The organism is Veillonellaceae bacterium (assembly GCA_025992895.1).
GTDB lineage: Bacteria > Bacillota > Negativicutes > Veillonellales > Dialisteraceae > Dialister.
In genome coordinates, this window is the sequence record DAJPGA010000001.1 from 126,496 (window position 1) to 150,151 (window position 23,656).

General features: G+C 51.1%; 17 protein-coding genes. 8 read left to right on the forward strand and 9 right to left on the reverse strand.

The window, feature by feature from the left end; all coding sequences use genetic code 11:
* Positions 1 to 36: 36 nt before the first annotated feature.
* Both mnmG and mnmE read right to left on the reverse strand, forming a co-directional pair.
* Positions 37 to 1,908 carry a tRNA uridine-5-carboxymethylaminomethyl(34) synthesis enzyme MnmG gene (gene mnmG / locus OIM03_00610; GenBank protein HJI72782.1) on the reverse strand — a complete coding sequence of 624 codons (1,872 nt, stop codon included), beginning with the start codon at positions 1,906 to 1,908 and terminating at the stop codon, positions 37 to 39.
* Positions 1,909 to 2,758: 850 nt separating this feature from the next.
* Positions 2,759 to 4,138, reverse strand: coding sequence for a tRNA uridine-5-carboxymethylaminomethyl(34) synthesis GTPase MnmE (gene mnmE, locus OIM03_00615; protein HJI72783.1), 1,380 nt, complete (start codon positions 4,136 to 4,138; stop codon positions 2,759 to 2,761).
* 257 nt (positions 4,139 to 4,395) lie between these two features.
* Here mnmE and OIM03_00620 point away from each other — a divergent pair, with 257 nt between their 5' ends.
* From OIM03_00620 to OIM03_00630, 3 genes are all read left to right on the forward strand, one after another.
* Entirely contained in the window at positions 4,396 to 5,286 is an 891-nt protein-coding gene (locus OIM03_00620) for an AraC family transcriptional regulator (GenBank protein ID HJI72784.1), read from the forward strand.
* A gap of 269 nt (positions 5,287 to 5,555) precedes the next feature.
* A complete protein-coding gene (gene nhaA / locus OIM03_00625; GenBank protein HJI72785.1) occupies positions 5,556 to 6,734 on the forward strand; it encodes a Na+/H+ antiporter NhaA in 1,179 nt (392 codons plus the stop codon).
* 63 nt (positions 6,735 to 6,797) lie between these two features.
* A complete protein-coding gene (locus tag OIM03_00630; GenBank protein HJI72786.1) occupies positions 6,798 to 7,349 on the forward strand; it encodes a hypothetical protein in 552 nt (183 codons plus the stop codon).
* Between the two features lie 774 nt (positions 7,350 to 8,123).
* Here the strand turns inward: OIM03_00630 and OIM03_00635 are convergent.
* From OIM03_00635 to OIM03_00650, 4 genes are all read right to left on the reverse strand, one after another.
* Positions 8,124 to 8,534 carry an endonuclease domain-containing protein gene (locus OIM03_00635; protein ID HJI72787.1) on the reverse strand — a complete coding sequence of 137 codons (411 nt, stop codon included), beginning with the start codon at positions 8,532 to 8,534 and terminating at the stop codon, positions 8,124 to 8,126.
* A 747-nt stretch (positions 8,535 to 9,281) separates the two neighbouring features.
* Entirely contained in the window at positions 9,282 to 10,085 is an 804-nt protein-coding gene (udp, locus tag OIM03_00640; GenBank protein ID HJI72788.1) for a uridine phosphorylase, read from the reverse strand.
* A 16-nt stretch (positions 10,086 to 10,101) separates the two neighbouring features.
* Positions 10,102 to 10,866: a hypothetical protein gene (locus OIM03_00645; protein HJI72789.1), complete on the reverse strand. Its 765-nt coding sequence runs from the start codon at positions 10,864 to 10,866 to the stop codon at positions 10,102 to 10,104.
* Complete coding sequence (locus OIM03_00650) at positions 10,850 to 12,217, reverse strand: hemolysin family protein (GenBank protein ID HJI72790.1); 1,368 nt, start codon at positions 12,215 to 12,217, stop codon at positions 10,850 to 10,852. The genes OIM03_00645 and OIM03_00650 overlap by 17 nt, the downstream gene beginning before the upstream one ends.
* Positions 12,218 to 12,577: 360 nt before the next feature.
* Here OIM03_00650 and OIM03_00655 point away from each other — a divergent pair, with 360 nt between their 5' ends.
* Entirely contained in the window at positions 12,578 to 14,149 is a 1,572-nt protein-coding gene (locus OIM03_00655; protein HJI72791.1) for an IS3 family transposase, read from the forward strand.
* Positions 14,150 to 14,429: 280 nt separating this feature from the next.
* Here OIM03_00655 and OIM03_00660 read toward each other — a convergent pair whose 3' ends face one another.
* The gene (locus tag OIM03_00660; GenBank protein HJI72792.1) at positions 14,430 to 16,466 is read right to left on the reverse strand and encodes a PBP1A family penicillin-binding protein; all 2,037 of its coding nucleotides are present in this window, start codon (positions 16,464 to 16,466) and stop codon (positions 14,430 to 14,432) included.
* Positions 16,467 to 17,099: 633 nt separating this feature from the next.
* On the opposite strand from OIM03_00660, the gene OIM03_00665 reads away from it, so the two are divergent.
* Positions 17,100 to 17,798, forward strand: a complete 699-nt coding sequence (locus OIM03_00665; GenBank protein ID HJI72793.1) for a helix-turn-helix domain-containing protein — start codon at positions 17,100 to 17,102, stop codon at positions 17,796 to 17,798.
* Between the two features lie 29 nt (positions 17,799 to 17,827).
* Positions 17,828 to 18,670: an IS3 family transposase gene (locus OIM03_00670; GenBank protein HJI72794.1), complete on the forward strand. Its 843-nt coding sequence runs from the start codon at positions 17,828 to 17,830 to the stop codon at positions 18,668 to 18,670.
* Between the two features lie 265 nt (positions 18,671 to 18,935).
* On the opposite strand, the gene OIM03_00675 is transcribed toward OIM03_00670, so the two are convergent.
* Both OIM03_00675 and OIM03_00680 read right to left on the reverse strand, forming a co-directional pair.
* Entirely contained in the window at positions 18,936 to 20,219 is a 1,284-nt protein-coding gene (locus OIM03_00675) for an adenylosuccinate synthase (protein HJI72795.1), read from the reverse strand.
* Positions 20,220 to 20,461: 242 nt separating this feature from the next.
* Positions 20,462 to 21,904 carry an AMP-binding protein gene (locus OIM03_00680; GenBank protein HJI72796.1) on the reverse strand — a complete coding sequence of 481 codons (1,443 nt, stop codon included), beginning with the start codon at positions 21,902 to 21,904 and terminating at the stop codon, positions 20,462 to 20,464.
* Positions 21,905 to 22,085: 181 nt separating this feature from the next.
* Here OIM03_00680 and OIM03_00685 point away from each other — a divergent pair, with 181 nt between their 5' ends.
* Together OIM03_00685 and OIM03_00690 are read left to right on the forward strand one after the other, a co-directional pair.
* A complete protein-coding gene (locus tag OIM03_00685; protein HJI72797.1) occupies positions 22,086 to 22,607 on the forward strand; it encodes a hypothetical protein in 522 nt (173 codons plus the stop codon).
* Between the two features lie 349 nt (positions 22,608 to 22,956).
* Entirely contained in the window at positions 22,957 to 23,655 is a 699-nt protein-coding gene (locus tag OIM03_00690; GenBank protein ID HJI72798.1) for a helix-turn-helix domain-containing protein, read from the forward strand.
* Position 23,656 lies beyond the last annotated feature (1 nt).

Genomic DNA, 23,656 nt, shown 5'->3' on the forward strand with positions numbered 1-23,656 from the left:
TTCAAACCGGAGCCTTGCGGCTCATTTCCCTTATAATTATTTTTCGGCTTTTCTTCTCTTAATATAAACCATCAGGACGGACATGTCAGCTGGTGATACGCCGGAGATGCGGGAGGCCTGTCCGAGTGAGAGCGGACGGACTTCGTCGAGTTTCTGGCGTGCTTCGATGGAGATGCCATCCATGTGGAGGTAGTCGATGTCAGCGGGCATTTTCTCGCTTTCCATCTTGGCTGCTTTCCTGACGGCTGCTTCCTGGCGTGCGATGTAGCCTTCGTATTTGACGGTGATTTCCATTTCCTCTATGGCTTCAGGGTCAAATTCGGGGCATCCCAGGATTTCAATCATTTTTCTGTATGTCATTTCCGGGCGTTTCAGGATCTGGTCGGCGCCGATGCCTGTGGTGAGCGGGGCTGTGCCTGCTTTTTCGAGGGCTTCGTTGATTTCCGGCTTCGGTGTGAAGCGCGCGGTGCGGATGTATTCCATGGCGTCCTCGAAGTTTTTCTTTCTTCTGAGGAAATGTTCATATCTTGCGTCGTTGACGAGGCCGATCTGTCTGCCTTTTTCGGTGAGGCGCAGGTCTGCATTGTCCTGACGGAGGATGAGGCGGTATTCGCTGCGGCTTGTCATCATGCGGTACGGCTCGTTGGTGCCTTTGGTGACGAGGTCGTCAATGAGTGCGCCTGTGTAGGCTTCGTGGCGGCCGAGGATGAAGGGATCTTTTCCCTGAATCTTGAGGGCTGCGTTGATGCCTGCCATGAGGCCCTGTGCTGCGGCTTCTTCGTATCCGCTGGTGCCGTTGGCCTGGCCGGCGGAGTAGAGGCCCGGGAGTTTCTTGAGCTCGAGGGTCGGGTAGAGCTGGAGCGGATCGAGGAGGTCATACTCGATGGCGTAGGCCGGGCGCATGACTTTCACGTCTTCGAGGCCCGGGATGGTGCGCAGGAAGGCGTACTGGACGTCAATCGGCATGGATGTGGACATGCCCTGGACGTACATTTCATTCGTATCAAGGCCTTCCGGCTCGATGAAGAGCTGGTGGCGTTTCTTGTCGGCAAAGCGTACGACTTTGTCTTCGATAGACGGGCAGTAGCGGGCGCCGACACCGTGGATGAGGCCTGCGTACTTAGGCGCACGCATGAGGTTGTCGCGGATGATCTGGTGGGTCTCTTCATTCGTGTAGGTGAGCCAGCAGTTTCTCTGGTTCCTGTCTTCTCTTTCGTTCATGAAGGAGAAGGCATGGTTCTGCGGGTCGCCTTCTTCGAGCTGCATGTGGTCCAAGTGAAGGCTTCTGATGTCGACGCGGCTCGGTGTGCCTGTCTTGAAGCGGAGGATCTTGATGCCTCTCTTCTTGAGGTTTTCGGAGAGTCCGACGGATGGTCTCATGCCGTTCGGACCGCCGGAGTACATGGTCTCGCCGATGATGATTTCGCTGTCGAGGTAGGTGCCTGTGCAGAGGATGACTGCCTTGGCGCGGTATTCTTCATGGAGTTCGGTCGTGATGCCGACGCATTTGCCGTCTTCGACGATGATGTCCATGACCTGGACCTGCTTGAGGTCGAGGTTGTCGGTGTTTTCGACGACTTTCTTCATGTAGCGGTGGTATTCGCTCTTGTCGGACTGGGCGCGGAGGGCATAGACAGCCGGGCCTTTTCCAAGGTTGAGCATGCGCATCTGGATGGCGGTAGCATCGGCAGCGATGCCCATCTCTCCTCCCAGTGCGTCGATTTCCTTGACGAGATGACTCTTGCCCGGTCCGCCGATGGCAGGATTGCAAGGCATCATGGCCACGTTCTCGAGTGAAATCGTGGTAAGGAGCGTCTTCATGCCCATCCGGGCAGCAGCAAGCGCCGCCTCGCATCCGGCATGGCCGGCGCCGACCACGATCACGTCATACGTATCTATCAGATACATGGGTATCCTTCTTTCTGATTCAAAAAAAGCAAAGCAGAGTGTTTCGTAAGAAGAAATTCTGCTCTATTCACAATACCATATTATATAAGAAAAATAGCTCTATTTCAAAGTATAGGGCAGAAAAATAAAAAGAGGATGCAAAGGGACATCCTCTGGATTGAACCTTGGGGGAGAATTGATAAAACCAAACAACCGAGCTGCGCTCGTGGGAAATCAACCCTATCCACCGCGAAGCGGTCCCCCTTCCCCGTCTGGGAAGGCGAGTTTAAAACCAGACAACCGAGCTGCGCTCGAGGGGCTTCACCTTTTGAAAACCACAAAACCAGCCTTCGGCTGAGGAAATGCAACTCATCCGACCCGTACACAAACTTCCGAGTCATTCTTGCTCTCACCATCATTGTCAACTGGTATACGGCCCACCTTCCCTTCCAGGGCAAGGTCAAAGGCCATCAGCTTCCCCTAACGGGACGCCTTTCCCGGTTTGCTTGTTTTCCCTTTGCGCAGCAAATAAGTGGTGTTGACCTTCCCAGACGGGGAAGGAGGGCCACAAGGTGGCGGTTAGGGTTGATTACCAACAGCCGCAGGCTGGTTGTATGGTGTTCCAATTCGCGCTCCGCCGCGGTTGTTTTATGAGTTTAAAACAAATTAGATTTGAACTCTTTCTTTTATCATCATGAAGCTGCCCCCAACGGAGGGAAGTGCCCGAAGGGCGAAAGGGGTGCAGTTTCTAAAAATCTTTTAGATATTAAAGCGTACCTTGGCTTTTTCCTGCGCTGTGGCAGCAGTGCAGGACTCTGGAATGACGAGAGAAGCGAGTTATTTTCGCCGTTCGTACTTTGGTTTCTTTCTTTTATTTCCCTACGCAGAAGCGTTCGAAGATGCCGTTGATGAGTTCATCGTCTACGGTGTCGCCTGTGATGGCGCCCATCTGGGTCCAGGCTTCGGTGAGGTCGACTACGATGCAGTCGGCGGGCATACCGTTTCTGACGGATTCGAGGGCTCTTTCTACACTTGCCAGGGATTTCTTGACGAGGTCTACGTGGCGCAGGTTTGTAAGGAAGAGTTCTCTTCCTGCATCTGCATCCTGGTGGCCTGTGATTTTTCTGAGTTCTTCTTTGAGGTCGTCCATGCCGCTTCCGTATTGAGCGGAGAGGCGGATACAGGGGATGTTTCCGGAGAGTTCTCTGACGTCTTCGATTTCTGTTTCCTGCGGGAGGTCGTATTTGTTGAGGATGACGATGGCGTTTCTTCCTTTGAGTGAGGAAAGGAGGTTCCTGTCATCCGGGGTGAGCGGCTGGGAGCCGTCGATGACGGCGAGGATGAGGTCAGCTTTTTCCATGGAGGCTCTGGCTCTTTCGATGCCGATCTGTTCGACGCGGTTGTCTGTCTCACGAAGGCCGGCTGTGTCCATGAGGACTAAGGGGACGCCGCCGATTTTAATGGATTCTTCGATGGTGTCTCTTGTGGTGCCCGGGATGTCGGTGACGATAGCGCGGTCTTCCTGGAGGAGGGCGTTCAGGAGGCTGGATTTCCCTGCGTTCGGACGTCCTACGATGGCGGTCCTAAGGCCGTCTTTAATGATGCGTCCTTCTTCGGATCTCTGGAGGAGGTCGGCGAGGGATTTCTGGATAGTGACGAGGCCTTCTTCCATCTGTTCGTTGGTGAGGTCTTCGAGGTCTTCTTCGGGATAGTCAATGGTGACTTCAAGTTTCGTGATGAGGTCGGTCAGTTCGTCGCGGCAGGTGTGGACGAAGCTGGAGAGTTTGCCGGAGAGGTGGCTTTCTGCCTGGGAAAGCGCAGCGGCGCCCTTGGCTTCGATGACATCCATGACGGCTTCGGCCTGTGTGAGGTCGAGGCGGCCGTTCAGGAAGGCGCGTTTCGTGAATTCGCCTCTGACTGCCGGGACGGCGCCGTTTTCAAGGACGAGCGCGAGTGTCTGACGGAGGGCTTCCATGGATCCGTGGATCTGGATTTCGACGACGTCTTCTCCTGTGTAGGAGTGCGGCGCTTTCATGAATACGGCAAGGCCTTCGTCGACGATGGTTTTGTCTCCTCTGACGACGTGGCCGAAGCGCATGAGGTATGGTGTGGATTCAGCGAATTTCCCGCCTCTGGCCTGGAATATTTTATCGGCGATGCAGCAGGCGTCGATGCCGCTGATGCGGATGATGCCGATGCCGCCTTCGCCCGGGCTTGTCGCAATCGCTGCGATGGTTGTTTCTTCGTACATGTAAAACTCCTGTCTTTACGCGGATTTTCCGTACAATGTGTCTGTAATATTGAAAAAATTATATATTATCTTATTGTAACAGATACAGGGGAAATTTCCATAGCTGTTTTACGGAATTGATGGCTATTCTCATATATGTTTTCAAATCTTTCTATATTTGTTATAATAATAATGTACATTCAGGGTTACAACTATTTTTCGCCGACTTATTTTTATAACAATCGTACTCTATCGCTTTTTTGGATAAGGAGACTTTCATGGATAAACCATTCACGATTCTGCCGGACGCGCCTGCCATGCCGGGTGCGAAAACCTCGCCTTTCTATGTGCAGACGGAGCAGAAGGGCGAGCAGAAATCATACAGAACCATCACTCACTGGCACGACGAGCTGGAATGTCTGACGATCCTGGACGGGACGCTGGATTTCCAGCTGAACGAATCCGTCATTTCCCTGCAGAAGGGTTCGACGCTGATTGTCCTTCCCGGGACGATCCACAGGAATCTGCCGAAGCCGGAGGACACGGTCTTCATGCGCATTCTGGCCAATCCTGCGCTCCTCACGGCGAATGAGGAAATCCGGGAGAAGCTGGTCCGCCCGCTCCTCCAGAATGCCAGCCGGGAGTATTTCTACATCCCTGCGGGCTCGGATGACGCACCCAAGGTGCAGCGTCTTTTACGGGAACTGCAGGCTTCCAAGGACAGCAAGGAGCCGGCAGCGCCTTTCCGCACGGTGGCTCTCATCCACATGCTTCTTTACTACCTCTACCGCTCGTTCCCTCCGATGCTGAATGCGCTCCCGCAGCCTTCTTTCTCGGACCGCGCTGTCCAGAAGGACATGGTCCATTTCATTCATGAGCATTACCAGGAAAAGATCACGCTGGCGGACATTTCCGCAGCCGGCAAGGTGTCCCGCAGCAAGTGCTGCTCGCTTTTCAAGATTTACATGGGCAGCTCGCCGATTGACTTCGTGAATGACTACCGCCTCGAGGTCAGCCGCTCGCTTCTCCAGTACACGGACACCTCTGTCGCAGACATCGCTTTCAACTGCGGCTTCACGAGCCAGAGCTATTTCACCAAGCTCTTCAGCCGGACGTTCCACATGACTCCTACGGAATTTAGGAATAGTACAAAGAAAATCTCTATATAAGACTATTTTTAGCAATATCGTCGCGAAATCCCTTTTTTTCTTCGGATTTCGCGATTTTTTATTGAAAATTTATATGCAAATAATTTGCTATATCGAAAAGTGATGATATAATATAAGTGGATATAGATAAACACGAATGTGTTACCCCTACTATAACTCCATCTTTCCAGGGAAAGGATCTGTTGCGTACGTACAGGAAGTGACAAATCCTTTTCTTATACGGAAATGTTCCTTTCTCTCCAAAGAGAAGCTAAAGCGGAGGTTAACCTATGAATCCACTCGTATTCTTCTTTCAATCTGCGTCGGCGGGCGGAGTGCTCCTCTTCCTGGCCGCGATCCTGGGCCTTGTGATGGCGAATACCGGTCTTGCTCCTTACTACGAGCATTTCCTTCATGCTGAGCTAGGTCCTCTTCCTGTGCACTTATGGATCAATGATGTGCTGATGGCCATCTTCTTCCTGCAGGTGGGACTGGAAGTGAAACGAGAAATGATCCATGGCGAGCTGAACACGAATGCCAAGCGCTTCCTGCCGGGCATCGGGGCCTTCTTCGGGCTCATCTGTCCGGCCATCGTCTACACGATCGTGAATTTCTCTTATCCTGAGTATCTCTCCGGCTGGGCCATCCCGACGGCGACCGACATCGCGTTTGCGATCGGCATCGTCTCCGTCCTGGGCTCCCGGGTTCCCATATCCATGAAAGTCTTCCTGACGACTCTGGCCGTCATGGATGATCTCATGGCCATCGTCATCATTGCTCTCTTCTACACGCAGGAACTTGCGTGGATGTACCTTCTTGGCGCAGCGGCGGTCACGGCTCTCCTTTTCTACATCAACAGAATCGGTTACATCCGTCCGATCCCCTACCTCATGCTTGGCATCGTCCTCTGGTACTGCGTCTTCCGCTCGGGACTTCATGCGACACTGGCAGGCGTCATCCTCGCCTCCGCCATTCCCTTCCGCGGCATGCGGGAAGGACGCACAGTCTCCCCGGTACAGGAATGGGAGCATGCCCTTACGAACTGGGTCACTTTCCTCATCGTGCCCCTCTTCGGATTTGCAAATACCGGTGTTTATCTCGGTCATTTCCAGATCTCGGATCTGTTCCAGCCCGTGGTCCTTGGCATCGCCATCGGACTATTCCTGGGCAAGCAGGTCGGAGTCTTCGGGACAATGTATATCCTAGTCAAAACAAAACTGGTTCCCATGCCGGCAGCTGCGACCTGGACACATGTCTACGGCATAGCACTCTGCTGCGGCATCGGCTTCACGATGAGTCTTTTCGTCGACCTTCTCGCATTTCCCCCGGGCGACGCCCGCGAACTTGCGAAAGTCGGCATATTCCTCGGATCACTTCTATCCGGCATCGCCGGGTACCTGGTTCTCCGCTTCGCGGCAAAGCCTCACCCACAAAATTTGGAGGCAAGTCCGATAACCAACGTGAATTAAGCCGGCCATTCCCCTGCATAGAACCGGATGCGGCACCCGCCGCCGGGGGGAAAGGGAACCATCATGGTAGAAGCTACCTTCACCAAGAGCATGCGCGCACTGCTTTCGCGCACCAAGGGGTCCACACTCCTTTCTTATGAATGTGCGAAAGACGAGCGATTTTCCCATACCTACGGAAACTGCCGGATCCATCTCAATAACGGAATCATAGAAGTCGCCAACGAACCGAAACAGCTCCCCTTCTTCGGAGCCATGGAAAACATGACCTGCTTCACCTGCCGCCCGATCAGAAACGAGGGGCAGCTGAAGAGAGACGAAATCCATCTCCCCTACAGCACATTCCCCGTAGGAGGCAAGATCAAGTCAGTAGAAATCGTCACCGACTACGTCGACGTCAACCACGGAGCCTACCAGGTCTCCTTCGACATGGCCCTCCTCTTCCACATGGATAAGAAGACCCTCATGCTCGCCCGGGACACCTGGTTCTCCCAGCTCCTCACCGTCACCGACGAACGCTCCATCAACACCATCTTCCCGATCGAAGAAGTCATCAACTCCTGGTCCAACTATGGAGAATATGCGGTGGATGTGAAGAGAATGACGACGAAATTGTGAGAAATGGATATGTTTGAGCGATAAAAAAACGAGCCTCATCGAAAGGCTCGATTTTTTTTGTGGGAAAAATCGTCCCACAAAACCGGAAAACCGCGATAAATAGCGAGGGAAATGCACCTCATCCCTCTACTTATTAACTGCACCCCTTTCGCCCTTCGGGCACTTCCCTCCGTTGGGGGCAGCTTCGCAAGGAATAAAGAAAAGATTTCTAATCTGTTTTGTTTTGGACCTTTCGTAATCCCCACATACCATACTCTCCCCCTCCGGGGCGAGCTCACCCATCGAGGGTCTTTTTTTGATGGCATTTTCGAGCAAAGCGAGGTTGTGCGGTTTTAAACTCGCCTTTCCAGACGGGGAAGGTGCCCGGCCTGCATTGCTGATGCCGGGCGGATAGGGTTGATTATTCATCGAGCTCTGCAAAAAGGTTCCACGAGCGAAGCGAGGTTGTGCGGTTTTAAACTTGCCTTCCCAGACGGGGAAGGTGCCCGGCCTGCATTGCTGATGCCGGGCGGATAGGGTTGATTATTCATTGAGCTCTGCAAAAAGGTTCCACGAGCGAAGCGAGGTTGTGCGGTATTAAACTTGCCTTCCCAGACGGGGAAGGTGCCCGGCCTAAATTCTGATGCCGGGCGGATAGGGTTGATTATTCATCGAGCTCTATAAAAAGGTTCCTCGAGCGAAGCGAGGTCGTGTGGTTTTAAACTTGCCTTCCCAGACGGGGAAGGTGCCCGGCCTGCATTACTGATGCCGGGCGGATAGGGTTGATTATTCAACCTAATCACTCTCAAGCTCTTCCGGAATCAAATCTTCCTTTCCCAGCTCTTTTAATCGTTCTGTAGTGATGTAATCAATATAATCGCATACATCACTGAATTTCTTCAGTACTTCGAAATTAGTAAAACGCAGTACTGCTATATCTCTGGAATTTAATTTATTTGTTCTCCATTTGTCATAGCGAAGGCCAAAATCGGAGTAATGCTGCGAACCATCCAGTTCTATGACAAGGCGTGCCGACGAGCAATAAAAATCAGCAATGAAATTACCGATAACATACTGGCGCCGGAATCGCGGACGATATTTCAGCAGAAACAGGAACCAAAGTTTTGACTCTTCTTTCGTCATTCCACGTCTTAGCGCGCGGGAACGCTTCAGCATAGTTGCATTGACTGGCGGGTGATTATCCATTATCATTCCCTCTTTATCAATAACAAATGATTCTATTATGGTCTTTCTTATAAATATTATATATAAGAAAAACTCTTTTCTGACAAGAGGAAATGCTTAGAAGACTATAAAATCATGAAGCAGGGGAATAAAACCATACGACCAGCTTGCGGCTGAAAGTACCATACAACCTCGCTGACGCTCGCGGTAATCAACCCTATTCCTTTACTTATTACTGCACCCCTTTCGTCGCCTAACGGCGCCACTTCCCCCGAAGGAGGCAGCTTCACAAGGAATAAAGAAAAGGTTTCAAGTCTTATTTGTTTTGGACCTTTTGTACCCCATCCCATACGCCCTTCCCCGTCTGGGAAGGCGAGTGTTAGCGGCACTCGGGTGAACACCGTACTTCCTCATTATGCTTAGAAAACCATACGACCAGCCTGCGGCTGAAAACACCATACAACCTCGCTGACGCTCGCGGTAATCAACCCTATCCACCGCAAAGCGGTTCCCCTTCCCCGTCTGGGAAGGCGAGTGTTAGCGGCACTCGAGTGAACATCGTACTTCCTCATTATGCTTAGAAAACCATACGACCAGCCTGCGGCTGAAAGTACCACACAGCCTCGCTGACGCTCGCGGTAATCAACCCTATCCACCGCGAAGCGGTCCCCCTTCCCCGTCTGGGAAGGCGAGTATTGGCGGCGTCAGCGCAGGCGGACAACAAAAAGGAGACCCTCGATGGGTCTCCTTTTTGCATCGTTCCTATTTCTAAATCCTCACGAGAAAGTGTCCCGTGAGCATTTCAAGTGCTAGTTTGACTGTCTTCTGGAATCTTTTTTCTGCTTCTTCGTAGACGTCGTGCGGGGCGACTGTCTCGCTGTCGGTTCTTTTGGTGACTACGCCGCAGACGGAGCCTGCGTGAAGGCCCATGACGTCGCAAAGGGTGAAGAGGGTGGCGTTTTCCATTTCGAAGTTGGTGCAGCCGAGGTGCTGGTATTCTTCGAGGCTTCCCTGATAGGCGCGGCGGACGTAGCCGGCGTAACTGTCGTAGCGTTCCTGGCCGGGCCAGAAGCTGTCGGTGGAGACGGAGATGCCTGTTTTGAAGGGGATCTTCAAGGTCCTTGCGGCTTCTTCTAAGGCGAGAGTGACGCGCATATCGGCAGCGGCGGGGTATTCGATGGGTGCGTAGGCTTTGGAGGCGCCGTCCATTCTGACGGCGGCTTTGTTGATGACGATGTCGCCGAGGTTCAGGTCTTCCTGCATGGAGCCTGTAGTGCCTACGCGGATGAATGTTTTGACGCCGAGGCGGGCGAGTTCTTCTACGGCGAAGGTGACGCAGGGGCCGCCCATGCCGGTGGACATGACGAGGATGGGCTGTCCATTCACTTCAGCGGTCCAGGTGGTGAAGTCTCTGTGGCTGGCGGCGAAGGCGGCGTTCGGATCAAGGGCTTTGGCAAGGCCTTCGACGCGGCCGGGATCGCCCGGGACGAGGGCGTATTTGGCGCCTTTTATCATTTCTTTTGTCAGGCCGGTATGGTACATGACTTCGCCATCTTTGGCATAATTCGGCATAATGATTCCTTCTTTGTTACTCAAATGTTTTGACGTCGGCGAAGAGGCCGGTTTCTTTGGTCAGTTTCTTGTTCTTTTTGTTTCTCTTGTTCTTCTTTTTGTCTTTTTTCTTGTCTTTCTTGTGTTTCTTATCTTTTTTATCTTTTTTGTGTTTCTTGTCTTTTTTCTTTTCTTCGAGTTCGTCGCTGGTGGCGTAGGCGCGGAAGGCTGGCATCATGTCTTCTTCGTTGAGGTTCCAGTCTGCTTCGATGTTGTCTTCGTCTTCGCCAGGGGTTCCGAGTTCGTGGGTTTTGTATTCAAGGTTGATGTCGTCGGCGGGTTCGGAGATATCCTGGGCTACCGGGATGGAGTCGTCTTCTGCGTCTTCTTCTGTTTCTTCAGGAGTGCCTTCAAGGGAGACTTCTTCCGGTTTTTCGGTTTCTTCTTCGTCGTCAGTTTCTTCTTTCGGTTCTTCTTCCAGGTCTGCGGATTCTTCTGCTTCTTTGATGACTTCTTCGTCTTCCTCTGTTTCTTCAGCAGCTTCTTTTTCTTCCGGTGTTTCCTCTTCCGGGGTTTCTTCTTTGACTTCTTCCGTGTGGACGCCGCCGGTGAGCTGGGCCAGGATATCTTCCATTTCCCCTGCGAGGCGGACGACGGTTTTCAGTCTTTCGTCTTCAGCGGGGCGGGAGTCGGGGTCCGGATCGAGCATGTATGTCTGCAGGAATCCTTTTGTTTCAGAAAGTTCGCTGCGGAGGTTCTCAATGTTCTCCAGCATGGTTTCTTCATCAATTTTTTTTGCCATTTTCTTTCTGCTCCTTCTCGGAAGGAGTTCCTTCCGTTACCAATACCTTATCCACTCTGCGGTTGTCGCAGTCCATGACTTCGAATGTGAAGCGGTCATAGTGTGCTTTTTCCGTTTCCTTCGGAATGTAGCCGAGCAGGTAGGTGATAAAGCCCCCCAAAGTCTTGTAGTAGTCTTCCGCTTCGCCTGGCAGCTCTTCCTCGATGTGGAAATATTCCCTGAATTCATCGATGGAGCAGAGCCCTTCCACCAGCCAGGAGTTCTCGGAGCGGCGGATAAATTTGTTTTTTTCGTCAATGATGTCCTGCTTGTCGCCCGGCATGTCGCCCACGATTTCTTCGAGGACGTCATGGAGTGTGATGAGACCGGATAATGTCCCGTACTCGTCGATGACGACGGCTTCATGGACGCCCTTCGTACGGAAGAAGCGGAGAAGTTTCGTCAGGATGAGTGTCTCCGGAATGAAGAGCGGCTGGCGTACTTTTTCGATGAGCGATGCCTTCAGCGGTTTTTCCGGATAAAGGTGCTGGTCCATAAGGACTTCGGAAAGGTCGGCCAGGCCTTTGAAATCATCGAGGGATCCGCTCCCGACAGGAAGCCTGAAATGGGTGGTTTCCATCATGTCTTTCCAGATTTTTTCCTCGGTGTCTTCCAGGTCGAGCCATGTCAGCTGCGGACGCGCGGTCATGCAGTCAGCGGCGGTGCGGTCGTTGAGCTCAAAGACATTGTCGATGATTTCCGGTTCTTCCTTGTCGAAGGTGCCGAGTTCTGCCCCCTGTTGGAGGAGGACTCGGATTTCTTCTTCGGAGACCGGCTGCTCACCGCCCATTTTCACGCCGATCAGATTGACGACGACTTTCGTCGACCACGTGGAGAAAAGCACGAGCGGACGGCAGACGGTCGCAAGAAGGATCATCGGCCTTGCAATGGCGCAGGCTGCTTTCTCCGGAATGGCGATCGCGACCCATTTCGGGACGAGCTCGCCGATAATCAATGAAAAGTACGTCACAAGCACCATGACGGTGACCATGCTGACGCCCTGCGCATACGGGGCAAGGAACGGGATCTTCTCCAGCTCGCGCCCCAAAGGACCTGCCAGCGATGCGCCCGAAAACATACCAGTGATGATGCTGATGGTCGTGATGCCCACCTGGATCGTGGAGAAGAGTTCTTCCTTCTTCTCCGCCAGACGCAGCGCGTAGACAGCGTTCTTGCTGCCCGCGTCAATCATTTCCTGCAGCTTCGTCTTCCTGGCGCCTACGATGGCAATCTCCGCCAGAGAACAAGCCCCATTGGCCAGTACCAGCAAAATGATGATCAATAATTCGCCCCATATGTGGCCGTCATCCATACTTGTGATTTCCTCCTGAATAGATAAAAATAAATTATTTTTTCTTTATTATATCATGATTTTTAGTAAATCCCATGCAGCAGAGGGAAAAGTGCGATGAAATGCAAGTTTTTGACAGCAAGCCGCGGGAGGAGATTGAGGGATTAGGAAATATGAGTGAGGTTAGTTGAGGAAATGGCAAATGAAGAGATGGGAAAGAGTGGATTTAAAACCATACAACCGAACTGCGTTCGAGGAACTACTGTATTCCCGGTCTCCGACCGGACCTTGGTATGATTCAACAAGAAAGACAGAATAATATCATAAATATATTAGGAGGTCATTCTTATGCCATGTAAAACCAAAGCGTCCCCGGAGGAAATGTTAGACCAGATTGCTTCATATCTCTATCAGGGTGTTACGATTACCCAGGCAGCTGAAAATCTTCATATGAGCCGCATAACATTCAGGAAATGGGTCCTCCGGTATAAAGAGGAGGGCTTTAAGGGATTGCGGCCCAGGCAGCATTTGTCTTACTACTCCAATCAGATGAAGATCCAGGCCGTAAAGGAATATCTTAAAGGCGGTGTTTCCATGCTTTCCGTCTGTGCCAAATACAGAATTTCCGGCACACTCTCCCTTAAAACATGGATTGAGGCGTATAATGAGCATAAGTTGACAGACCTCGTTTCTGAAGGAGGAGATCTTATGGGCAAACGCCAGCAATCGGTCAAGGAAGAGCGAGTCAGAATCGTTCAGGAGTGCATCGCCAGTGGATGCGATTATAACAAGATAGCCAAGAAGTACAACATGTCCTACCAAACGCTCTACACATGGGTAAAAAAGTTCAAGGAAATGGGCGAAGTTGGTCTTGAGGATTACAGAGGAAAGCCGATCAGGCTCCAAACGCCCCGGACCGAAGAAGAACAGCTGCGTCAGGAGAATGCCAGACTTCTTGAAGAACAGAAGGATCTTATAGCAGAGATTGCCCTGCTAAAAAAAAAAGATGGAGATAGAGGAAAGGTTGCGTTCCTCGAAGGATTCAGCCTTACTCACCTTCTCAGAGATTTTAAAGCCATAAAAGAAGTCCATGAAGAAACCAACATCTCCATAGAAAGTCTCTGCCGACTCTCAAAGGTCTCCCGGGCAGCTTATTACGGATGGCTGAATCATATTAAGAGCGGCCGTGAACTGCTGAGAGAAAAGGTCGCACAGGAGGTCATGAAAACCCATCAGGAATATCCGGATATGGGATACCGCCGGATTAACGATTGGATCAAGAAGGATGACAACATCAATATAAATGTAAGCGACAGTCTGGTTCTTCGTATCATGCGGATACTTAATATTAAGTCCGTGATCAAGTACAAGACCGATGGTTGCACTCGTAACGCAAAGGATCCAAAGTACATTTTTGAAAACCTGCTGAACCGTGACTTTGATGCCGGCGTGTCCAATGCAAGATGGATGACGGATGTCACTGAATTCAAGTACACAACTGCTGATGGAGTTTTGCACAAGTTATATTTAAGCGCGATTATTGACGGCCATGATCGCCGGATTGTCTCTTATGTCATCGGCGACAGGAACAATACTGCACTGGCTTTTGAGACAATGGAAAAGGCACTTAAAGAGAATCCTGGAGAACATCCAATGATTCATACCGACCGCGGATTCCAGTATACAAGCAACGGATTCCATAAGATTGTTGAAAAAGCAGGACTGGTTCACAGCATGTCCCGTGTAGGCTGCTGTGCAGACAACGGTCTGATGGAAGGGTTCTGGGGAATGCTGAAGCGCGAACGTTACTACACACGTAAATTCACCAGCCGTAAAGCAGTGGTAAGCATGATCAACGGCTACATCTACTTCTACAACAACAAACGCATTCAGCGCAAATTACATCTTTTAGCTCCAATGGAAGTATTCAACGCAGCTCCAATGGCTGCATGATTAAGATTAAAGTACGATTAGATTTTTTATGATATTTATTTGTCTGTATTAACAAATCCGCACCACCTTCTCCTTCGGAGCAAGGTTAACACCCTTAAACCAGCCTTCGGCTGAAGAAAAACCGCACAACCTCGCTTCGCTCGAGGTAATCAACCCTATCCACCGCAAAGCGGTCCCCCTTCCCCGTCTGGGAAGGCAAGTGTTAGCGGCGCTCGTGGTAACCTCCTCCTCTCCCCACGCAAAAAGGACCGCTAAGTTCGTGCGGTCCTTTTTTATTTCCTTACTTTGTATCTTTTGCTGTATCAGCATTGTTGTCCGCTTTGGAGTCTTTGCCTGTGATGCGGTCGAGGAGTTTGCTGCCTGCGGATTTGTCGTCCTTAGCTTTGGCGTCAGCTGCTTTCTTGGCTTCTTCGGCTTTCTTCTTGGCCTCGGCGTCAGCGGCTGCTTTGGCTGCGCGCTGCTGTTCGATCTGCTGGCGGATCGATTCCGGGATGTAGAAGTTCTTGACGGAGTAGCCGGAGAGGGCTGCTTTCATGTAGTCTCTCCAGATGGCTGCCGGGATGGTGCCGCCGGTGTAGCCTGCGTTGCTGGAGGTATCGTCGCCGATCCAGACGGCTGTGACGAGCTGCGGGGTGTAGCCGACGAACCATGCGTCGTGTTCACCGTCGGTGGTGCCTGTCTTGCCTGCTGCCGGGCGGCCGATGTATGCGTTTCCGCCTGTGCCTCTGGAAATGACTTCCTGGAGGATGCTGGTCAGTTTGTAGACTGCGTTTTCATTGATGACCTGTGTGGATTCTGGTGTGCCGGTGTGGTCTTCGAGGACGCTGCCGTTTCTGTCGACGACTTTGAGAACGGCGATCGGTTTGATGAGTTTGCCGTCGTTGGCGAAGACGGAGTATGCTTCTGCCATGTCGTAGACGGAGACGCCGTTGGTGAGGCCGCCGATGGCAGCTGCGAGGTTGTCATCGTTCTGCTTGCCGCTCATGACGAGGGTGGAAATGCCTGCGTCCTGCGCGGTTTTCAGGATCTTGGACATGCCTACGCGGTTAGCGAGGTCGATGGTCGGAATGTTCATGGAGTCGATCAGGGCCTGTTCGAGGGTGACTTTGCCGCCGCTTTCGCCTTCATAGTTCTTCGGTGTCCAGCCGCCTGCATAGGTCTTCTTTTCATTGCTCAGAAGATCGGACGGTTCAAACTTGTTTTCGAAGGCGGTGACATAGACGAATGGCTTGAATGCGGAGCCAGGCTGACGGACCATCTGGACAGCGCGGTTGAAGTGGTCTTCGCCGCGGCCGCCGACCATGGCTTTGATCTGGCCTGTGCCGACTTCGATGGACATGAGAGCGCCCTGCGGCTGTGTCAGTCCCTTGGAGTCCTTGGAACCTGCCGGGAGGTCGTTCTTCAGTGCATTTTCAGCGTCTTTCTGCATATCCAGGTCGAGTGTGGTGTAAATCTGGAGTCCTTCTTTGTAAATGGTATCAGAGCCATACTTGTCGCTGATGGTCTGAATGATGTAGCTGACGAAGTAGGAAGCTGTGTTTTCTGTCGTCTTGGCAGACTGCGGTTTGGCAAGGTGCAGGTCGGCCTTCTTGGCAGCCGCAGCATCGGCTTCGGAAATGTAGCCGTACTTAGCCATCTGATCGAGGACGATAGCCTGACGGTATTTCGCTGCTTCTACGCTTCTGAATGGCGAGTAGTAATTCGGGCTGTTCGGAAGTCCTGCCAGCAGAGCGCACTGCGCGAGTGACAGATCCTTCACGTCCTTGCCGAAGTAGACGCGGGATGCGGTCTGGATGCCGTAGCAGCCCTGGCCGAAGTAGATCTGGTTCATGTACATTTCAAGAATCTGCTGCTTGGTGTACTTGCTTTCGATTTCAAAAGCAAGAACGACTTCAAGGAGCTTTCTTCTGAGGGTCTGTTCCTGTGTCAGGAAGGCATTTCTTGCGAGCTGCTGGGTAATGGTAGAACCGCCCTGTCCCGTCGCATTGCCGGAAACCAGGTTCGCCCAGACGGCACGGAGAATACCGCGCGGATCCACGCCATGGTGTTCATAGAAACGGACATCTTCCGCTGCCACGAATGCATTCTGCAAATTCTTCGGCACTTCGCTGATCGGTACGGGGATACGGTTTTCCTCCGCATGCACCGTCGTAATCAGGCGGCCCTTCGTATCATAAATACGCGAAGATGCATTCGGCGTAATATTAGCCGTCACATCCGGAAGCTTTCCAGAAACGGACACAAAAAATCCCGCAGCAGCGCCTGCCCCTGCGATAAAGAAAATCACGACAAGAAATATGATAATCTTCTTGAACATGGAAGATTTTTTCTTGGGCCGTTCTCGGCGAATGTCAGAGTTCTTCATAAACTAAACGCGCACTCCTATGCAAATGGTGATAGCCCCGTCAAAACGGATAGCTGACTTTTGATAAAAAAACAATAATCATTTATATTATATCACAATCCCACAATCAGGAGAAAATCAGAGGAAATGAGAGAATGAGAGAGGGGGATATTTATGAAAATGGAGTGGATGTGGGGAAAATATTGACAAGAAAACCAAACAACCAGCCTAAAGGCGGAAGGAAATAAACTTCATCCGTCGGTTTCGCCGCCACCTTCCTCTACGAGGCAAGGTCAAACTCCCTTAAACCAAGCTCCGCTTGAAAAACACAATAAAACCTCGCTGCGCTCGATAACTTCATCTCATCCCCCGGCTCCGCCGGGACCTTCTCCTTCGGAGCAAGGTTAACTCCCTTAAACCAGCCTTCGGCTGAAAAAACATGCCAACCAAGGCTGACGCCTTGAGGAAATACAACTCATCCGAGAAATTTTAAAAAGCAAAAATTTCCCACCTTTGGTATGATTCAACAAGAAAGACAAAATAATATCATAAATATATTAGGAGGTCATTCTTATGCCATGTAAAACCAAAGCGTCCCCGGAGGAAATGTTAGACCAGATTGCTTCATATCTCTATCAGGGTGTTACGATTACCCAGGCAGCTGAAAATCTTCATATGAGCCGCATAACATTCAGGAAATGGGTCCTCCGGTATAAAGAGGAGGGCTTTAAGGGATTGCGGCCCAGGCAGCATTTGTCTTACTACTCCAATCAGATGAAGATCCAGGCCGTAAAGGAATATCTTAAAGGCGGTGTTTCCATGCTTTCCGTCTGTGCCAAATACAGAATTTCCGGCACACTCTCCCTTAAAACATGGATTGAGGCGTATAATGAGCATAAGTTGACAGACCTCGTTTCTGAAGGAGGAGATCTTATGGGCAAACGCCAGCAATCGGTCAAGGAAGAGCGAGTCAGAATCGTTCAGGAGTGCATCGCCAGTGGATGCGATTATAACAAGATAGCCAAGAAGTACAACATGTCCTACCAAACGCTCTACACATGGGTAAAAAAGTTCAAGGAAATGGGCGAAGTTGGTCTTGAGGATTACAGAGGAAAGCCGATCAGGCTCCAAACGCCCCGGACCGAAGAAGAACAGCTGCGTCAGGAGAATGCCAGACTTCTTGAAGAACAGAAGGATCTTATAGCAGAGATTGCCCTGCTAAAAAAAAAGATGGAGATAGAGGAAAGGTTGCGTTCCTCGAAGGATTCAGCCTTACTCACCTTCTCAGAGATTTTAAAGCCATAAAAGAAGTCCATGAAGAAACCAACATCTCCATAGAAAGTCTCTGCCGACTCTCAAAGGTCTCCCGGGCAGCTTATTACGGATGGCTGAATCATATTAAGAGCGGCCGTGAACTGCTGAGAGAAAAGGTCGCACAGGAGGTCATGAAAACCCATCAGGAATATCCGGATATGGGATACCGCCGGATTAACGATTGGATCAAGAAGGATGACAACATCAATATAAATGTAAGCGACAGTCTGGTTCTTCGTATCATGCGGATACTTAATATTAAGTCCGTGATCAAGTACAAGACCGATGGTTGCACTCGTAACGCAAAGGATCCAAAGTACATTTTTGAAAACCTGCTGAACCGTGACTTTGATGCCGGCGTGTCCAATGCAAGATGGATGACGGATGTCACTGAATTCAAGTACACAACTGCTGATGGAGTTTTGCACAAGTTATATTTAAGCGCGATTATTGACGGCCATGATCGCCGGATTGTCTCTTATGTCATCGGCGACAGGAACAATACTGCACTGGCTTTTGAGACAATGGAAAAGGCACTTAAAGAGAATCCTGGAGAACATCCAATGATTCATACCGACCGCGGATTCCAGTATACAAGCAACGGATTCCATAAGATTGTTGAAAAAGCAGGACTGGTTCACAGCATGTCCCGTGTAGGCTGCTGTGCAGACAACGGTCTGATGGAAGGGTTCTGGGGAATGCTGAAGCGCGAACGTTACTACACACGTAAATTCACCAGCCGTAAAGCAGTGGTAAGCATGATCAACGGCTACATCTACTTCTACAACAACAAACGCATTCAGCGCAAATTACATCTTTTAGCTCCAATGGAAGTATTCAACGCAGCTCCAATGGCTGCATGATTAAGATTAAAGTACGATTAGATTTTTTATGATATTTATTTGTCTGTATTAACAAATCCGCACCACGCGTCGATAAGGTTTCACGAGCGTAGCGAGGTCTTATGGTGTTCCCATTCGCGCTCCGTCGCGGTTGTGAAGGTTTGATAAGAAAGCGCTTTCTTTCCCATCTTTTCTAAACTGAAAGCGTACTTTGGCACTTATTTTCCCCCCACTACAAAACCCCCGAAGCTTGGCTTCGGGGGTTTCCTTATTCTTATTCTAATTCTTAGAATACGTCTTTGAGGACGATGGTCTGTTCGCGGCTTGGGCCTACGGATACGATGCCGATCGGTACTCCGATGAGTTTGGAGATGCCTTCGAGGTATTCGCGGCAGAGGGCCGGGAGCTGGTTGTAGTCGCGGATGTCGCTGATCTTTTCTTTCCAGCCTTTGAATGCCTTGTAGACCGGGGTGATCTTGCCCAGGAATTTCAGGTCGGCCGGGTATTCTTCGATTTCTTTGCCTTCGTATTCATAGCCTGTGCAGACTTTGATTTCTTCCATGCCGTCGAGGATGTCGAGGCGGGTGATAGCGAGGTAGTCGAAGGAGTTCAGGGCTGCTGCGTAGCGGACGGCGCGGGTGTCGAGCCAGCCGATGCGGCGCGGGCGGCCTGTGACGGTGCCGAATTCGTGAGCGGTGTTTCTCAGGTATTCGCCGATTTCGTCATGGAGTTCTGTCGGGAACGGGCCTTCGCCTACGCGGGTGCTGTATGCTTTGACGACGCCGAAGATGTTCTGCATCATGTGCGGTCCGATGCCTGCGCCGATGCATGCGCCGCCGGCGGTCGGATGGGAAGAGGTAACGTACGGGTAGGTGCCGTTGTCGCAGTCGAGCATGGATGCCTGAGCGCCTTCGAAGAGGACGTTCTTGCCTTCTTTGACGAGCTGCTGGACGGTGTAGTTGGTGTCTTTGACGTACGGACGGAGTTTTTCAGCGTATCCGAGGTAGTCATTGAGCATGGTTTCGTAGTCGAAGCCTTCCATGCCGTACAATTTTTCGAGGAGCAGGTTTTTCTGTTCTACGTTGTATTTCAGTTTTTCAGCAAAAGTTTCCTTGTCCATGAGGTCGCAGATGCGGATGCCGATACGGTTGATCTTGTCTGCGTAGCACGGTCCGATGCCGTTCTTTGTTGTGCCGATCTTGCGGCTGCCCTTGCGGGATTCTTCGGCTTCATCGAGACGGATGTGGTATGGGAATACGACCTGTGCTCTTGTGGAGATCTGCAGGTGTTTTGCGTCGATGCCCTGTTTTTCAAGGTTTTCCATTTCTTCGAGAAGACTCTTTGGATCGACGACGACGCCTGTGCCGACGATGCAGATCGTTCCCGGGTACATGATGCCGCTTGGCATCAGGCGCAGCGGATATGCTTTGCCTCCCGTTACGACTGTATGGCCTGCGTTGTTTCCTCCCTGAGAACGTACTACGACGTCTGCCTTCGCGGCGAGATAATCAACGATCTTGCCTTTGCCTTCATCGCCCCACTGGGCGCCGATTACCATTGCTGTTGCCATGTGTCCTTCTTCCTTCCTGTTGAGGAATGCCCGCGGTTTCCTTACATGCGAAACTGCGGAGTCAAAAAATATTAGTCTTTCAAGACTCCATACAAAATTATTATAGCATAAACCCGCCCGGCGGGCGTGATTTCCTTTGAATCAAAAACAGCCGTGTGTCCACTAAACATAGGAAAGGAGCTGCGACAATAGCATTTTTACGCTTGTCGCAGCTCCCCTTTTGTGGGGATTTCCGGTCAGTCTCAGTTGTCTCTCAAAGCGCGTTTCAGGATCTTGCCTGTCGCATTCTTCGGGAGGGCATCCAGAGGGATGAAGCGGCGCGGGATCTTGTAGCTGGCGATGTTCTTGGACATGTGCCTTCTGATCTTCATTTCATCGAACTCATAGCCGTCCTTCATGACGACGTATGCCCACACGGCCTGGCCGCGGAGCGGGTCCGGATGACCGACGACGGCGCATTCGCCGACGCCTTCCACTTCGTAGATGCAGTCTTCGACTTCACCGGGGTAAATGTTTTCCCCGTTCATTATGATCAAATCTTTGATACGATCGACGATATAGATGTACTGGTCGTCATCCATGTACGCCAGATCGCCCGTATGGAGCCAGCCGTCCTCGGTGAGGACTTTCTTGGTCTCCTCAGGTTTGTTCCAGTAGCCTTTCATGACGTTGCTGCCGCGGACCATGAGCTCGCCCACGGTGCCCGGCACGTACGGGCCGCCGGATTCTGTCCTGACATAGGCTTCGACGCCCGGAAGGACGGGGCCGCTTGTCAGGTACTTCGGTTTTCCGGCCGGCAGCATGCAGACGACCGGAGATGCTTCGGTCAGGCCGTAGCCTTCCTGGACCGGATGGTGGTAGCGGTTGTGGAATACCTGGGATACAGGCTGCGGAATCGATGCGCCTCCGGAAATGAAGGTATGCACGGATTTCATGACTTCCGGTTCGCCGCGGCGGGCCAAAAGGTTGTACATCGGCGGTACCATGATGGCAATCGTCACGGAATGTTCCACGATCGTATTCGTGATTTCAGACGGGCTCTTCGAGCGCAGGATGACGATGGTCGCGTGCGCGTAGAGGCCGGCATTGACGACAGTCGTGAGGCCATAGCAGTGGAACATCGGAAGGACGCAGAGGACTTTGTCTTCCGGTGTGAAAGGAATGCGCTGCAGGTACTGCTCCACATTCGACACGAGGTTCTTGTGCGTCAGCATAGCGCCCTTCGGGCTTCCTGTCGTGCCGGACGTATAGACCAGCGCGCAGACGTCGTCTTCGGAAATATCTTCCGGGAAATCCGGAGCAGCCGGCGCAATTTCCTTCTTCGTCTTGTAGTCCAGGTCATGGATGCCGATGGACGGGCAGGAAACTTCCAGCGCAGTGTCTGTGATGAGCAGCATGGATCCGGAGTCGCGGAGGATGAAATCCACCTCGCGGTCGACGAGCGAATTGTTGATCGGGATGATAATAGCGCCAAGGCTGACCACTGCCATGAATACGTAGACGAATTCTGCGCGGTTGGCGGTGTAAAGGCCTACACGTTCCCCTTGGCGGACCCCCATTTCATACAGCGTATTTCTGTAGCGGGCGACTGTTTTTTCCAGCTCGCCATAGGTGACGACGGCTTCGCCCTCGAACACCAGGTGCGCCGGATCGGCACCCTTTATAATCTCATGTAAAAACATCATTCACCTCTCGGGAAAAATAGAATAACGTGGTTATTTTAACAAAAATCGCGTTTTGTTTCAAATTCCATACGGATTCCGTCACTTTGTATCTCTATTTTCTATCATCCTATGAAATTTCTTATCCAATTCTTATGGTATAATTAGAAAGTATCATAAAATTTTTATAAAGGAGGCACTTTCCATGATGAGAAGTACCGAAATGTCCATGGATGACCAGATCCGCAGCATCCATCATAAATACCAGATTCCTGAAGACGAAGCGAAGGAAATCCTTTCCAGAGGCTTCCGCTTCAACGACGTCGATAAAGCCGCCCTCCTCTCCTGCCTCTCTGGCAAGACAGCCGGCGAAATCCTCGACATGAGAAAAGACGACCCATGGGGCCGCATCGAGAAGAAACTCGGCCTGACTCCGGAGATCTACAGCAAGCGCTACATCGCCCACAGAGCCGACCGTCTCCACCGCTTCTACGGCATGGATGCCAAGAGAGCAGAGACACTCCTTTCCGAAGGCTATCCGAACCACTGGCTCCGCCTCGCCTACCTCATCGAACAGCACACAGGCAGCCTGATGGAAAACATCGTCAAAGCACGCAGCAAGTCCATGAAATGGGCTCCCTACGTCCAGCAGGAATTCGGCATCAGCGAAGAAGAATTCAAATCCTGGATCGCTGAAACGAGAAATCCTTCACTGAAGAAGAGATAATATAAGGAAAGAAAAGAATAGGAAATGCAAAAATGGAGCTCAGGGTGAGCTCCATTTTTTGTGTGGAAATGCTTTCCCAAAACCAGACAACCTCGCTAACGCTCGAGGAAAGTTCAAGACAACCTTACTTATAAAAACCAAAAGGTATAATCAACCCTATCCACCGGCAACATTAGAAAATTCACTAATTAAAAACCATACAACCAGACTAAAGTCTGCCCGAACTGCATCTCATCCACCACAAAAGTGGTCCCCCTTGGTATGATTCAACAAGAAAGACAGAATAATATCATAAATATATTAGGAGGTCATTCTTATGCCATGTAAAACCAAAGCGTCCCCGGAGGAAATGTTAGACCAGATTGCTTCATATCTCTATCAGGGTGTTACGATTACCCAGGCAGCTGAAAATCTTCATATGAGCCGCATAACATTCAGGAAATGGGTCCTCCGGTATAAAGAGGAGGGCTTTAAGGGATTGCGGCCCAGGCAGCATTTGTCTTACTACTCCAATCAGATGAAGATCCAGGCCGTAAAGGAATATCTTAAAGGCGGTGTTTCCATGCTTTCCGTCTGTGCCAAATACAGAATTTCCGGCACACTCTCCCTTAAAACATGGATTGAGGCGTATAATGAGCATAAGTTGACAGACCTCGTTTCTGAAGGAGGAGATCTTATGGGCAAACGCCAGCAATCGGTCAAGGAAGAGCGAGTCAGAATCGTTCAGGAGTGCATCGCCAGTGGATGCGATTATAACAAGATAGCCAAGAAGTACAACATGTCCTACCAAACGCTCTACACATGGGTAAAAAAGTTCAAGGAAATGGGCGAAGTTGGTCTTGAGGATTACAGAGGAAAGCCGATCAGGCTCCAAACGCCCCGGACCGAAGAAGAACAGCTGCGTCAGGAGAATGCCAGACTTCTTGAAGAACAGAAGGATCTTATAGCAGAGATTGCCCTGCTAAAAAAAAAGATGGAGATAGAGGAAAGGTTGCGTTCCTCGAAGGATTCAGCCTTACTCACCTTCTCAGAGATTTTAAAGCCATAAA

What these genes read in the sequence shown, in the direction of transcription:
- mnmG (HJI72782.1), bottom strand. Translation starts at nt 1,908, where the DNA reads ATGTATCTGATAGATACGTATGACGTGATCGTGGTCGGCGCCGGCCAT.
- mnmE (HJI72783.1), bottom strand. Translation starts at nt 4,138, where the DNA reads ATGTACGAAGAAACAACCATCGCAGCGATTGCGACAAGCCCGGGCGAA.
- OIM03_00620 (HJI72784.1), top strand. Translation starts at nt 4,396, where the DNA reads ATGGATAAACCATTCACGATTCTGCCGGACGCGCCTGCCATGCCGGGT.
- nhaA (HJI72785.1), top strand. Translation starts at nt 5,556, where the DNA reads ATGAATCCACTCGTATTCTTCTTTCAATCTGCGTCGGCGGGCGGAGTG.
- OIM03_00630 (HJI72786.1), top strand. Translation starts at nt 6,798, where the DNA reads ATGGTAGAAGCTACCTTCACCAAGAGCATGCGCGCACTGCTTTCGCGC.
- OIM03_00635 (HJI72787.1), bottom strand. Translation starts at nt 8,534, where the DNA reads ATGGATAATCACCCGCCAGTCAATGCAACTATGCTGAAGCGTTCCCGC.
- udp (HJI72788.1), bottom strand. Translation starts at nt 10,085, where the DNA reads ATGCCGAATTATGCCAAAGATGGCGAAGTCATGTACCATACCGGCCTG.
- OIM03_00645 (HJI72789.1), bottom strand. Translation starts at nt 10,866, where the DNA reads ATGGCAAAAAAAATTGATGAAGAAACCATGCTGGAGAACATTGAGAAC.
- OIM03_00650 (HJI72790.1), bottom strand. Translation starts at nt 12,217, where the DNA reads ATGGATGACGGCCACATATGGGGCGAATTATTGATCATCATTTTGCTG.
- OIM03_00655 (HJI72791.1), top strand. Translation starts at nt 12,578, where the DNA reads ATGTTAGACCAGATTGCTTCATATCTCTATCAGGGTGTTACGATTACC.
- OIM03_00660 (HJI72792.1), bottom strand. Translation starts at nt 16,466, where the DNA reads ATGTTCAAGAAGATTATCATATTTCTTGTCGTGATTTTCTTTATCGCA.
- OIM03_00665 (HJI72793.1), top strand. Translation starts at nt 17,100, where the DNA reads ATGTTAGACCAGATTGCTTCATATCTCTATCAGGGTGTTACGATTACC.
- OIM03_00675 (HJI72795.1), bottom strand. Translation starts at nt 20,219, where the DNA reads ATGGCAACAGCAATGGTAATCGGCGCCCAGTGGGGCGATGAAGGCAAA.
- OIM03_00680 (HJI72796.1), bottom strand. Translation starts at nt 21,904, where the DNA reads ATGATGTTTTTACATGAGATTATAAAGGGTGCCGATCCGGCGCACCTG.
- OIM03_00685 (HJI72797.1), top strand. Translation starts at nt 22,086, where the DNA reads ATGATGAGAAGTACCGAAATGTCCATGGATGACCAGATCCGCAGCATC.
- OIM03_00690 (HJI72798.1), top strand. Translation starts at nt 22,957, where the DNA reads ATGTTAGACCAGATTGCTTCATATCTCTATCAGGGTGTTACGATTACC.